Annotated in this window: 7 protein-coding genes; 3 read left to right on the forward strand and 4 right to left on the reverse strand. The window is 66.9% G+C overall.

Going from position 1 to position 12,949, the window contains the following annotated elements; all coding sequences use genetic code 11:
* Positions 1-3 precede the first annotated feature (3 nt).
* Positions 4-1,725, reverse strand: coding sequence for a response regulator (locus tag AC1DSZ_RS19800; protein WP_476840066.1), 1,722 nt, complete (start codon positions 1,723-1,725; stop codon positions 4-6).
* Positions 1,722-7,187 (reverse strand): HAMP domain-containing protein, encoded by a 5,466-nt coding sequence (locus AC1DSZ_RS19805; protein ID WP_476840067.1) that lies wholly within the window; start codon positions 7,185-7,187, stop codon positions 1,722-1,724. Before AC1DSZ_RS19805 ends, AC1DSZ_RS19800 begins: the two co-directional genes overlap by 4 nt.
* Positions 7,188-7,558: 371 nt before the next feature.
* Here AC1DSZ_RS19805 and AC1DSZ_RS19810 point away from each other — a divergent pair, with 371 nt between their 5' ends.
* Complete coding sequence (locus tag AC1DSZ_RS19810; protein WP_476840068.1) at positions 7,559-8,497, forward strand: glutaminase; 939 nt, start codon at positions 7,559-7,561, stop codon at positions 8,495-8,497.
* 43 nt (positions 8,498-8,540) lie between these two features.
* Here the strand turns inward: AC1DSZ_RS19810 and AC1DSZ_RS19815 are convergent, their stop codons facing one another.
* On the reverse strand, positions 8,541-8,738 hold the full coding sequence (locus tag AC1DSZ_RS19815; protein WP_476840069.1) for a DUF2735 domain-containing protein: 198 nt from the start codon (positions 8,736-8,738) through the stop codon (positions 8,541-8,543).
* Positions 8,739-9,047: 309 nt separating this feature from the next.
* Between AC1DSZ_RS19815 and AC1DSZ_RS19820 the strand changes: the two genes are divergently transcribed.
* Positions 9,048-10,079, forward strand: a complete 1,032-nt coding sequence (locus tag AC1DSZ_RS19820; protein ID WP_476840070.1) for a glutamine synthetase beta-grasp domain-containing protein — start codon at positions 9,048-9,050, stop codon at positions 10,077-10,079.
* Positions 10,080-10,151: 72 nt separating this feature from the next.
* Here the strand turns inward: AC1DSZ_RS19820 and AC1DSZ_RS19825 are convergent, their stop codons facing one another.
* Positions 10,152-11,015, reverse strand: a complete 864-nt coding sequence (locus tag AC1DSZ_RS19825; protein ID WP_476840071.1) for an IclR family transcriptional regulator — start codon at positions 11,013-11,015, stop codon at positions 10,152-10,154.
* Positions 11,016-11,181: 166 nt separating this feature from the next.
* Here AC1DSZ_RS19825 and gcl point away from each other — a divergent pair, with 166 nt between their 5' ends.
* Positions 11,182-12,927, forward strand: coding sequence for a glyoxylate carboligase (gene gcl, locus AC1DSZ_RS19830; RefSeq protein WP_476840072.1), 1,746 nt, complete (start codon positions 11,182-11,184; stop codon positions 12,925-12,927).
* The last annotated feature ends 22 nt before the right edge of the window (positions 12,928-12,949 follow it).

Here is a 12,949-nt window from a genome sequence, read left to right on the forward strand (position 1 = left end):
CGCCTACCGCCCCACCCGCATGGATTGCTGAGCCGGCAGCGGCGCCAAGGCTTTCGCGATCGCAGCCGCGAGCTCGTCCTGGTTGAACGGCTTGGCGAGACGGATCGCCTCCGTCGGCGATGGCCCTGTCGGGAGCTCGGCATAGCCGCTGGCGAGGATCGCCTTAACGTCGGGGTAATGCTCGTTCACATGGACGAGCAGTTCAGCCCCGCTCATGCCCGGCATGGCGTGGTCGGTCAGCAGCAGTTCGACGCCGGCGTTGCTTTTCAGGAGGTCGAGCGCCTCGGCGGCTGAATCCGCCTCGATCACCGTATGCCCGAGGTCCTCGATCATCGCGCAGGTTCCGGTTCGCACCAGCGCATCGTCGTCGACCACCAGAACCAGCCGAGTCGTCGTGGCCGGCGCAGGCGCATCCCTGAACGGAAGCGACTTGGGCCGCGCCGCCAGGCCGTCCCGGGCCGCGACGGGCAGAACGAGGTGCACGGTCGTGCCTTCGCCGGGCTTGCTCGACAGGCGCAGCGCGCCGCCCGACTGGGCCGTCATGCCGTGCACCATCGAGAGGCCAAGCCCGGTGCCTTTCCCGGGGCCCTTCGTGGTGAAGAAGGGTTCGGCCGCCTTGGCGAGCGTCGCCTCGTCCATCCCGAGCCCGTTATCCCTCACGGTCACGCACAGATATTCGCCCGGCGCGAGGCCGTCATGGGTCGGCGCCTCGATCTGGAAGCGCTCCGCCGATATGTGCAGGACGCCGCCGTCCGGCATGGCGTCCCGGGCGTTCACGGCCAGGTTGAGGAACGCGAGTTCGAGCTGGTTCACGTCGACCTGGATGGGCGGGAGATCAGCCTCGAAGACAGCCTCGATGGCCACCGCCGGGCCCACCGCGCGACGCAACAGATCCTCCATGCCGCCGAACAGCGCCTCGATGGCGACGCTCTCGGGCTTCAGCTCCTGCCGCCGCGCGAAGGCCAGGAGACGCTTGGTCAGCGCCGCGCCGCGCTGGGCGCCCTCCATGGCGTTGTCCAGGAGCCGCAGGGAGCGCTCCTCGGTCACGCGCTTGCGCAGGAGTTCAAGACTCCCCAGCACCGCCATGAGAAGATTGTTGAAATCATGCGCCACGCCGCCGGTGAGCTGGCCGATCGTGTCCATCTTCTGCGCTTCGAACAGCTGCGCGAGAGCGGCTTCGCGCTCGCGGGTGCGCTCCTCGATGCGGACTTCGAGCTCCTCGTTCAGCCGTGTCAGCGCCTGGCTTGACGCCTCCAGCGCCGCCGTGCGCTCGGAGACGCGGCGCTCCAGCTCCTCGTTCATGCGCTCGAGCTGGCGCGTCTTGCGGTAGAGATCGACGAAGATGCGCACCTTCGCGCGCAGCATCTCGGGCGCGACCGGCACCGGCACATAATCCACCGCGCCCGCCGCATAACCGCGCAGCCGGTCGAGGTCGGTCAGGTGGATCGCCGACACGAAGATGATGGCGATCTTCTCGAACCGCGGATGCTCCCGGATGAGCGCCGCGAGCTCGAAGCCGTCGAGCTCGGGCATCTGCACGTCCATGAGCACCACCGCGACATCGCTGCGCAGCAGATGCTCGAACGCCTCGCGCGCGGTGGACGCCTTCAGAAGCGTTTCGCCCAGATCTTCCAGGATGACCTCGTAGCTGAGCAGCTTGGCCGGCTGGTCGTCGACGAGGAGGATGTTGACCTTGTCCTGATCGCTCACGCTGGTCTGGCTCACCGGTGCAGCCACATGCGCAGCGCCGACAGGAGCTGCTCGGTGTTGACGGGCTTGGCGAGGTAGTCGGACGCGCCGGCTTCCAGGCATTTCTCCCGGTCGCCCTTCATCGCCTTGGCGGTGAGCGCGATCATGGGCAGCCGCCGATGCGCCGGGTTGGCCCGGATCACCTGCATGGTCTCGTAGCCGTCCATCCCGGGCATCATGATGTCCATCAGCACGATGGCGAGCTCAGGCGTCTGTTCGATAACCTGGATCGCCTCGCTACCCGTGGTCGCGGTCAACACCTTCATGCCGCGCCTTTCCAGAACGCTGCTGAGCGCGAAGATGTTGCGGGCGTCGTCGTCCACCAGCAGCACGCTGCGGCCGACGAGGTCCTCGTCCGAGCTGTGCAGGCGCTCCAGCATGCGCTGCTTCTGCGGCGGCAATTGCGTCACCACCCGATGCAGGAAAAGGGCGGTTTCGTCGAGCAGGCGCTCGGGCGACTCGACGCCCTTCACGACGACGCTGCGCGCCATGGTGTGCAGCTGCGCGTCCTCCTCGGGCGACAGCTCGCGCCCGGTGAACACCACAACGGGCGTATCCGCCAGCTTGGCGTCGTCCCGGATGCGCTCCAGCACCTCGAAGCCGGAGATGTCCGGCAACTTCAGGTCGAGCACGATGCAGTCCACCGGCTGCTCGCGCAGTTGCGCCAGGGCGCCCTCCCCGGTGTCGGCGGTCAGGATCTCGACGTCGTCGTGCCCGAGCAATTCGCGCAGCCCGAGCTGCTCGGCCGGGTTGTCCTCGATTACCAGCAGCCGCTTGCGCCGTGGCCCGACCACGCCCTTCAGGCGGTTCAGCGCCGCCTCCAGGCCCTCTATGGTGGTGGGCTTGTTCATGAACGCGAAGGCGCCGCGGGCGAGGCCGTGCTGCTTGTCCTCGTCGAGCGTGACGATCTGCACCGGGATGTGGCGCGTGTTCGGATCGCGCTTGAGCTGGCTCAGCACCGTCCAGCCGAGCATGTCCGGCAGGAACACGTCGAGCGACACCGCGCTGGGCTGGTACTGGCGTGCGAGCGCGAGCGCGTCCGCGCCCCTGAGCGCGACCAGCACCTTGAAGCCGTTGTCGCGCGCGAGGTCCGCGACCACGCGGGCGTAGTGCGGGTCGTCCTCCACCACCAGGAGGACGAGGTCGCCAGGGTTGATGGCGGCGCGGTCGTCCGTCAGGGTGTCGGCCGGCACCTCCGTGAGGCGCTGCGCCGAGGCCGGGCGCGGGCTGGCGTAGCCCGGACCCGGGCCGAGGTCCCGCTGCGGCAGGCCGGAGGACTGGCCGCCCACATAGGTGAGCGGCAGGTAGAGCACGAAGGTGCTCCCCAGCCCCGGCTGGCTCCGCAGCTGGATCTCGCCGCCGAGCAGGTTGGCGAGCTCGCGGCTGATCGCGAGGCCGAGGCCGGTGCCGCCATATTTGCGGCTCGTGCCGGCGTCCGCCTGCTGGAACGCCTCGAAGATGATCTTCTGCTTCTCGGGCGGGATGCCGATGCCGGTGTCCGACACCTCGAAGGCGACGACGGACGGCGCATTGCGCAGCATCGGGTGCTCGGGGTTCCAGCCGCTCTTGGCGGGCCGCACCGTGAGCTTCACGCCGCCCTTATCGGTGAACTTGAACGCGTTGGACAGAAGGTTCTTCAGCACCTGCTGCAGGCGCTTGGAGTCCGTGATGATGCTGCGCTCCAGATGCGGATCGAGATCCACGTCGAAGCTGAGCCTGCGGCTGTCGGCTTCGTGCCGGAACGGCCGCGCCATCATGTCAAGCAGGTTGGAGAACACGATCTCCTCGGCGTCCACCGAGACGGTTCCGGACTCGATCTTGGACAGGTCGAGGATGTCGCTGATGAGATTCAGCAGGTCCGTGCCGGCGCCGTGGATGGTGCGGGCGAACTCTACCTGCTTGCCGGTGAGATTGCCGTCCGGGTTCTCGGTCAGCTGCTGGCCGAGGATCAGGATGCTGTTCAGCGGCGTCCGCAGCTCGTGCGACATGTTCGCCAGGAACTCGGACTTGTACTTGGAGGTGAGCGCCAGCTCGGCGGCCTTCTCCTCCAGGGCGCGGCGGGCCTGCTCGATCTCCTGGTTCTTGGCCTCCACCTCGACGTTGCGCTCGGCGAGCTGCTGGGCCTTCTGCTCGAGCTGCTCGTTGGTCTGCTGCAGCTCTTTTTGCTGGGTCTGGAGCTCCGCGGCGAGCTGCTGGGACTGGGTCAGCAGCCCTTCGGTCTGCATCGTCGCCTCGATCGAGTTCAGCACGATGCCGATGCTCGTCGTGAGCTGGTCCAGGAAGGACATCTGCAGGTCGGTGAAGTGATTGAGCGACGCGAGCTCGATCACGGCCTTGACCTGCCCCTCGAACAGCACCGGCAGCACGATGGCGTTCTGCGGCGTCGCCTTGAACAGGCCGGACGTGATCGGCACAACGTTGGACGGCAGCTCGGTGATCACGAAGCGCCGCGCATCGAGCGCGCATTGCCCGATGAGTCCCTCGCCCAGCCGCAGCCGCTTGGGATGGCCGGACGCCGCGGCGTCCGCATAGGCGTGCAGCAGGCTGAGCCCACCCTCGTCCACCTGGTAGATCACGCCATGCTGGGCCTCCACGAGCGGAGCCAGCTCGGACAAGAGCATGCGGCCCACATTGGAGAGGTCGCGCTGGCCCTGCAGCATGTTGGTGAAGCGGGCGAGATTTGTCTTCAGCCAGTCCTGCTCGGTGTTCCGGTCCGTCGTGAGACGGAGGTTGCCGATCATCGTGTTGATGTTGTCCTTGAGCTCGGCCACCTCGCCGCGCGCCTCGACCTGGATCGAGCGCGTCAGGTCGCCCTTGGTCACCGCCGTGGCGACCTCCGCGATGGCGCGGACCTGCGTGGTGAGGTTGGCGGCGAGCAGGTTCACATTGCCGGTCAGGTCCTTCCAGGTGCCGGCCGCGCCGGGCACGTGGGCCTGTCCGCCGAGGCGGCCTTCCACGCCCACCTCGCGCGCCACGGACGTCACCTGGTCGGCGAAGGTCGCCAGCGTGTCCGTCATGTTGTTGATGGTCTCGGCGAGCGCCGCGACCTCGCCCTTCGACGCCACCGTCAAGTTCTGCTTCAGGTCGCCGTCCGCCACCGCGGTCACGACCTTGACGATGCCGCGCACCTGCTCGGTGAGGTTGGCCGCCATCACGTTCACGGTGTCGGTGAGGTCCTTCCAGGTCCCGGCGACGCCCGGCACCTGCGCCTGGCCGCCGAGCTTTCCTTCGGTGCCCACCTCGCGCGCCACGCGCGTCACCTCGCCCGCGAAGGCGTTGAGCTGGTCCACCATGGTGTTGATGGTGTTCTTCAGCTCCAGGATCTCGCCCTTCACGTCCACGGTGATCTTGCGGGAAAGATCGCCCCGCGCCACCGCGGTGGTCACCTCCGCGATGTTGCGCACCTGCGTGGTGAGGTTCGCTGCCAGCAGGTTGACGTTGTCGGTGAGGTCCTTCCACGTGCCGGCGACGCCGGGCACCACGGCCTGGCCGCCGAGCCGGCCCTCGGTGCCGACCTCGCGCGCCACACGCGTCACCTCGCCCGCGAAGGAGCGCAGCTGGTCCACCATCGTGTTGATGGTTTCCTTGAGCTGCATGATCTCGCCGCGCACATCGACGGTGATCTTGCGCGACAGGTCTCCGTTGGCGATCGCGGTCGCGACCTCGGCGATGTTGCGGACCTGGCCGGTGAGGTTGCCCGCCATGGAGTTCACCGAGTCGGTGAGATCCTTCCACGTGCCGGCGACGCCCGGCACCTGCGCCTGGCCGCCCAGTTTGCCTTCCGTGCCCACCTCTCGCGCCACGCGGGTGACCTCGCCCGCGAAGGCGTTGAGCTGGTCCACCATCGTGTTGATGGTGTTCTTGAGCTCGAGGATCTCGCCCTTCACGTCCACGGTGATCTTGCGGGAGAGGTCGCCGCGCGCCACCGCGGTGGTGACCTCCGCGATGTTGCGCACCTGGCCGGTGAGGTTGGACGCCATCGAGTTGACGTTCTCGGTGAGGTCCTTCCACGTGCCGGCGACGCCCGGCACCTGCGCCTGGCCGCCGAGCTTGCCTTCGGTGCCCACCTCGCGCGCAACGCGCGTCACCTCGGAGGCGAAGCGGTTGAGCTGGTCCACCATGGTGTTCAGCGTTTCCTTCAGCTGAAGGATCTCGCCGCGCACGTCCACGGTGATCTTGCGGCTGAGGTCGCCATTCGCGATCGCGGTCGACACCTCGGCGATGTTGCGGACCTGCGCGGTGAGGTTGCCCGCCATGGAGTTCACCGAATCGGTGAGGTCCTTCCAGGTGCCGGCGACGCCCGGCACCTGCGCCTGGCCGCCGAGGCGTCCTTCCGTGCCCACCTCGCGCGCCACGCGGGTCACCTCGCCCGCGAAGGCGTTGAGCTGGTCCACCATGGTGTTGATGGTGTTCTTGAGTTCCAGGATCTCGCCCGAGACCGGCACGGTGATCTTGCGCGACAGGTCGCCGCGCGCGACCGCGGTGGTGACCTCGGCGATGTTGCGGACCTGGGTGGTCAGGTTCGCGGCCAGCAGGTTGACGTTGTCGGTGAGGTCCTTCCACGTGCCGGCCACGCCGGGCACGATCGCCTGGCCGCCGAGCTTGCCTTCGGTTCCGACCTCCTTGGCGACGCGCGTAACCTCGGACGCGAAGGAACGCAGCTGGTCCACCATCGTGTTGATGGCGTCCTTCAGCAGCAGGATCTCGCCGCGCACGTCCACGGTGATCTTCTTCGACAGGTCGCCATTGGCCACCGCGATCGTCACCTCGGCGATGTTGCGCACCTGGGCGGTGAGGTTCGACGCCATGGAGTTCACGGATTCGGTGAGGTCGCGCCAGACGCCCGTCACCTCCTTCACCTGAGCCTGCCCGCCGAGCTTGCCGTCGGTGCCCACCTCGCGCGCCACGCGCGTCACCTCCGAGGTGAACACGCTGAGCTGCTTGATCATGGCGTTGACGATGTTGGCCGAGCGCAGGAACTCACCCTTCAGCGGGCGGCCATCGACGTCGAGCGGCATGGGCTGCAGCAGGTCGCCCTTGGCCACGGCCGTGATCGTGCGGGTCACCTCTGTAGTGGGCCACAGCAGATCGTCGATCAGCGTGTTGACGGAGGTCTCCATGTCGACCCACGAACCGGTCGGCAGCCCGAACTTGACGCGGGTCCGGATTCGGCCTTCGCGGCCGACGCTCTGCCCGACCTTTTCGAGCTGCGACGCCATGCGCTCATTGGCCGAAACGATTTCGTTGAACGTGTCCGCGATCTTGCCCGTGAGGCCGGTGCGATTGGCCGGCAGGCGGACGGAGAAGTCACCCGTCCGCATGGACTGGAGAGCCTCCAGCAGCTCTCGCAGCACCAGCGATTCGTCCCCCTCCCCGGCCGGACGCGCCGCTTCCGCGATTTCGTCTGCCCGCACGACCGCGCTCGAACCCGCTGCCATTGGCGATCTCCACGTCCTGCAATATTGTTGATTCAGAGTTGGGCGAAGTACGCATCCCGCCGAGCCATTAATGCCGAGCTCTAGCCGATCGTTCCGCTTAAGCCAGAACAATCTTCGCGCTCACATCCGGCAATGACAACTGGCTGTGCATCGTCAATGCGCGGATACGAACGTTCCGAATATTTCTTGATAGTTGTCGAAAGAAAGATGACGGACTTAAGCCGGAAATAACGGAAGCCAAGATCTTGAGGCCGGCGTTCGATCGCTTGCGGCCGCGCTCCCGGGATGGCGTTGCAGCCAACCGCGGCCCGTGCTTTCAGCCGGATGGCCCGCGGCCTGCATCCCTGCCGAAGGCCCCTGTCGAGGTTTTCATGAGCAGCACCGCCGCCGGTCTTCACGATGTCGTCGCCGACATCGCGGCGCAGATGAAAGCGCGCCCCGATCGCGGGGAAGTCGCGACCTATATTCCGGAACTCGCCCGGGTGGACCCTGCCGCCTTCGGCATCTGCGTCGTGGGCGACAATGGCGAGGTCGCGAGCGCGGGCGACAGCGATGTTCCGTTCTCGATCCAGAGCGTGTCCAAGGTCTTCACCCTCACGCTGGCGCTCGGCATGGCGGGCGACCGGCTCTGGCGCCGGGTCGGCCGCGAACCGTCCGGCAGCCCCTTCAACTCGGTGGTGCAGCTCGAATATGAACGCGGCGTCCCGCGCAACCCGTTCATCAACGCGGGCGCGATCGCGGTGACGGACGTGATCCTGTCCGGGCACCAGCCGAAGGAAGCGCTGGGCGAGATCCTGCGCTTCATCCGCTTCATCTCGGACGATGACAGCATCACGATCGACAAGGCCGTCGCCGCATCCGAGCAGCGCACAGGCTTTCGCAACGTCGCGCTCGCCAACTACATGAAGTCGTTTGGCGTGCTGGAGAACCCGGTCGACTACACGCTCGGCGTCTATTTCCACCACTGCGCCATCGCGATGTCGTGCCGGCAGCTCGCGATGGCGGGCCGCTTCCTCGCCCATGGCGGACGCAATCCGTCGACCGGCTTATCGGTCGTCAGCCAGGAACGCGCGAGGCGCATCAACGCCCTGATGCTGACCTGCGGGCACTATGACGGGTCGGGAGAGTTCGCCTACCGGGTGGGCCTGCCGGGGAAAAGCGGCGTCGGCGGCGGTATCCTGGCGATCGTGCCCGGCGTCGCCTCCATCGCGGTGTGGTCACCCGGGCTCGACGGTTCCGGCAACTCGCATTTGGGGCGCATCGCGCTGGAGCAACTGTCCAAGCGCATGGGCTGGTCGATCTTTGGCTAGTCGGCGCACAAACGTTACGCAGGTTGCCTAAAAATAAGGCGACTCAGCCCTTGCGGTCAGGGTCCGCTTCCCGGATGGCCGCGTCATGATACCAGCCTGCTCCAAACGTCATGGCGGGGGCCGCCGGTGAAGCTGGCGTGCGTTCGGCGTGCTTGCGCCCGTCCAGGCGGTCGAGCCGGACACGGCCTGTAAAAGGAAGGATCGTCGCCGTCTGGCGCGTACGATTGGCGCTCATGTGCATCCCCCTGCGTTCACTGCGTCGGGACTAACGGGCCGCATTGCCCAGCGTTCCATCGATTGCCCAATACTAGGGCTCAAGCTCGTTAATTAATAGGCGCCCTGCACAACTTGGGGTCCGCCCTGCTCGCATCCGCAACGCCGCAACGGCCTCTCCGTTGCAGGCAACCGCCAGCGACCGCTTTGGCCCGCACACTCGGCCGGGGCTGGCACGCTTAATGCTTTTTAGGAAACAGCCACCGGCTACCACGCGGTCTACCCGCGGACTGGGCTTGTCACCTTGTTCGCGAAACTCGTTTGAGTGGGAAACATCATGACGAAGTACAAGCTGGAATACGTCTGGCTCGACGGCTACACGCCGACCCCGAACCTCCGCGGCAAGACGCAGATCAAGGAATTCGACAGCTTCCCGACGCTCGAGCAGCTTCCGCTGTGGGGCTTCGACGGCAGCTCGACCATGCAGGCCGAGGGTCACAGCTCCGACTGCGTTCTGAAGCCCGTCCGCGTCGTTCCCGACATCACCCGCACCAACGGCGCCGTCGTGCTCTGCGAAGTGCTGATGCCGGACCTGACCCCGCATCCGTCCAACAAGCGCGCCACCATCCTGGATGACGAGGGCGCCTGGTTCGGCTTCGAGCAGGAGTATTTCTTCTACAAGGACGGCCGCCCGCTCGGCTTCCCGGCGTCCGGCTACCCGGCCCCGCAGGGCCCCTACTACACCGGCGTCGGCTACAAGAACGTCGGCGACGTCGCCCGCAAGATCGTCGAGGAGCATCTCGACATCTGCCTCGCGGCCGGTCTCAACCACGAGGGCATCAACGCCGAAGTGGCTAAGGGCCAGTGGGAATTCCAGATTTTCGGCAAGGGCTCCAAGCGCGCCGCCGACGAAATGTGGCTCGCCCGCTACTTCCTCGAGCGCCTGACCGAGTCCTACGGCATCGACATCGAGTACCACTGCAAGCCGCTCGGCGACACCGACTGGAACGGCTCGGGCATGCACTGCAACTTCTCCACCTCCTTCATGCGTGAAGTCGGCGGCAAGGAGTATTTCGAGCAGCTCATGGCGGCCTTCGCGGACGCCCGCGCCGACCACATCGCGGTCTACGGCCCCGACAACCACATGCGCCTCACCGGCAAGCACGAGACGGCGTCGATCCACACGTTCAGCTACGGCGTGGCGGACCGCGGTTGCTCGATCCGCGTGCCCCACAGCTTCGTCAACAACGGCTACAAGGGCTATCTCGAGGATCGCCGCCCGAACTCCATGGGCGACCCCTACCAGATCGCCTCGCAGGTCCTGAAGACGATCTCGACCGTGCCGACCGCCAAGAAGGCGGCCGCCTGATCATCGTCTCACGGCGCAGCCCACGGGCCTGCGCCGCCATGTTGGGAAAGCCGGCCTTCATGGCCGGCTTTTCTATTTCTGGAGGCGCGGCAAGCCGGCCGGCGCCCGGCCCCGGCCGGAGTAGCGGCGCGTGAGCAGCCGCGCGGTCTCGACGGCGTGCTCGCCAAGTTCCGGCAGGATCTCCAGCGGCATTCGCACAGAGGGCGCCGAGATCGAAACGGCGCCGATCGGCTCCTCGTTCTCGTCGCGGATGGCCGCGGAGACGCAGCGCATCCCGACCGTGTGCTCCTCGTCGTCGATCCCGTAGCCGCGCTCGCGGGTCCGCGCCACCTCCGCCTCGAGCGTGGCTCGATCGATGATCGTGTTGAACGTGAAGCCTTCGAGCTTCAGCGCGTCGAGCCGACGCCCCCGTTGCGCCTCGTCCAGCGCCGCCAGGATCGCCTTGCCGGCCGCCGAAGCATGAATCGGCAGCCTTCGGCCGAGGCGAAAAAACGCCCGCACGGGCGCGTGGCTCTCGGCCTGCGCCACGCAGACCAACTCGTCGCCGTCCAGCATCGAGAGGTTCACGGTTTCCTTCACCCTGCCCTGCAGTTCGCGGATCACCGGCCGGCCGATGTCGGGCAACTTGCGGATGCGCAGATAGGCCGAACCCACACGAAACAGGCCGACGCCCACGGTCCACAGCCCCGTCTCGGCGTCCTGCGCCACGAGCTCGCGCCGTTGCAGGGTCATGAGCATGCGGTGGGCGGTGGAGGTCGGCAGCTCGGCGAAACGCGCCACGTCGCTGAGCGAGAGGCCATCCACGGAGGACAGCACCTCCAGGATGCCGATCGCCCGGTCGAGCGACTGGATCTCGCCGCCCGCCTCCGCCTGGACGCTGGGCGGCCGCCCGCGTTTGCGCGGCGGGGTGGCGTTGGGCGTGGTGAGGTCAACCATGCGGGCTCCTTTCCGACCTCCCTAGCATGGCGGAATGGCCCTGTAACGATTTTCCGCACCGCAAGAACGATTTCCAATTGCGCCATTATATCTGGCATGCCAGTCTTCTCGCATCGTGAGAATGATTTTCGGCTGAGCACAATCGGCCGTTGCCAGGGAGGCCACAATGGCGCGTATGACCGCAATGCAGGCCGCGATGCGGGTGCTCGAAAGCGAAGGCGTAGACATCGTTTTCGGGGTTCCGGGAGCCGCGATCCTGCCCTTCTACGAGGCCATGAAGGACAGCTCCGTGCGTCACATCCTCGTTCGCCACGAGGAGGGCGGCACGCACGCAGCCGAGGGCTATACCCGCGCCCGCTCGGGCAAGATCGGCGTCTGCATCGGCACGTCCGGCCCCGCCGGCACCAACATGGTCACGGGCCTCTACTCGGCCATCGCAGACTCGGTCCCAATCCTGTGCATCACCGGCCAGGCGCCGCGCGCCAAGCTGCACAAGGAAGACTTCCAGGCCGTCGACATCGCCGCGATCACGCGCCCGGTCACCAAATGGTCCGTCACCGTGATGGAAGGGGCGCAGGTCCCCTGGGCGTTCCGCGAAGCGTTCCGGATCATGCGGTCGGGCCGCCCCGGCCCGGTGCACATCGACCTGCCCATCGACGTGCAGAAGGAGATGATCGAGTACGATCCGGCCTGTGACGCGCCCCTGCCCGTCACCCGCCCTGCCCCGAACCCGAAGGCCATCGCCCGCGCCGTCGACATGCTGCTCGCGGCCGAGCGGCCGCTGATCATCGCGGGTGGCGGCGTCATCAACGCGGACGCGTCCGACCTGCTGGTCGAGCTGGCCGAGATCACCGACACGCCCGTCGTCCCGACCCTGATGGGCTGGGGCTCGATCCCGGACGACCACCCGCTCAACGCCGGCATGGTGGGCCTGCAGACGCAGCACCGCTACGGCAACGCCAGCTTCCTGCAGAGCGACGTGGTGCTGGGCATCGGCAACCGCTGGGCCAACCGCCACACGGGCGGCACGGACGTCTACTGCAAGGGTCGCCAGTTTATTCACATCGACATCGAGCCGACCCAGATCGGCCGCGTCTTCTGCCCCGATCTCGGCATCGTCGCCGACGCGCGGCTGGCGCTGGAGGCGCTGGTCGCCGAGGCCCGCAGCCGGAAGAGGCCGCAGCGGTCATGGCCGGCGGAGTGTCGCGCCCGCAAGCAGACGATGCTGCGTCGCACCGACTTCGCCGACAAGCCGATCAAGCCGCAGCGCGTCTTCCACGAGATCAACCAGGCCTTTGACCGGAACACCCAGTTCGTCACCGCGATCGGCCTCTACCAGATCGCATCCGGGCAGTTCCAGCGCATCTTCAATCCGCGGGACTACATCATCTGCGGCCAGGCCGGCCCGCTCGGCTGGGAGATCTCGGCCTGCACGGGCGCGAAGCTCGCGAACCCGGACAAGGAGGTCGTCGGGATCGTGGGCGACTACTCCTTCCAGTTCCTGATCGAGGAGCTGGCCGTCGCCGCCCAATACCGCATCCCCTTCGTGATGGTGGTGCTGAACAACGCCTATCTGGGCCTCATCCGCCAAGCCGAGCGCGGCTACAAGATGGACTACGAGGTCCAACTCGCCTTCGAGAACATCAACGCCCCCGAAATCGGCGACTACGGCGTCGACCACGTGAAAGCCGTCGAGGCCTTCGGCTGCATTGCGGCGCGCGTCTTCGACCCTGCCGACCTCGGCCAGACGCTTCAGTGGGCCCGCGAGGAAGCCCGCACGCAACGCGTGCCGGTGGTCGTCGAGGTGATCACCGAGCGCGTCACCAACATCGCGATGGGGCCGGAGATCGACCAGGTCACCGAATTCGAGGAAGTCCTCGACCTCGCGCCTGCGCCTCACGGGGCGTCCTGACCATGTCCGCACGGAGGAAAAA

This window comes from Alsobacter sp. P4_H11 (assembly GCF_056400925.1).

What these genes read in the sequence shown, in the direction of transcription:
- gcl (WP_476840072.1), top strand. Translation starts at nt 11,182, where the DNA reads ATGGCGCGTATGACCGCAATGCAGGCCGCGATGCGGGTGCTCGAAAGC.
- AC1DSZ_RS19810 (WP_476840068.1), top strand. Translation starts at nt 7,559, where the DNA reads ATGAGCAGCACCGCCGCCGGTCTTCACGATGTCGTCGCCGACATCGCG.
- AC1DSZ_RS19820 (WP_476840070.1), top strand. Translation starts at nt 9,048, where the DNA reads ATGACGAAGTACAAGCTGGAATACGTCTGGCTCGACGGCTACACGCCG.
- AC1DSZ_RS19805 (WP_476840067.1), bottom strand. Translation starts at nt 7,187, where the DNA reads ATGGCAGCGGGTTCGAGCGCGGTCGTGCGGGCAGACGAAATCGCGGAA.
- AC1DSZ_RS19815 (WP_476840069.1), bottom strand. Translation starts at nt 8,738, where the DNA reads ATGCACATGAGCGCCAATCGTACGCGCCAGACGGCGACGATCCTTCCT.
- AC1DSZ_RS19825 (WP_476840071.1), bottom strand. Translation starts at nt 11,015, where the DNA reads ATGGTTGACCTCACCACGCCCAACGCCACCCCGCCGCGCAAACGCGGG.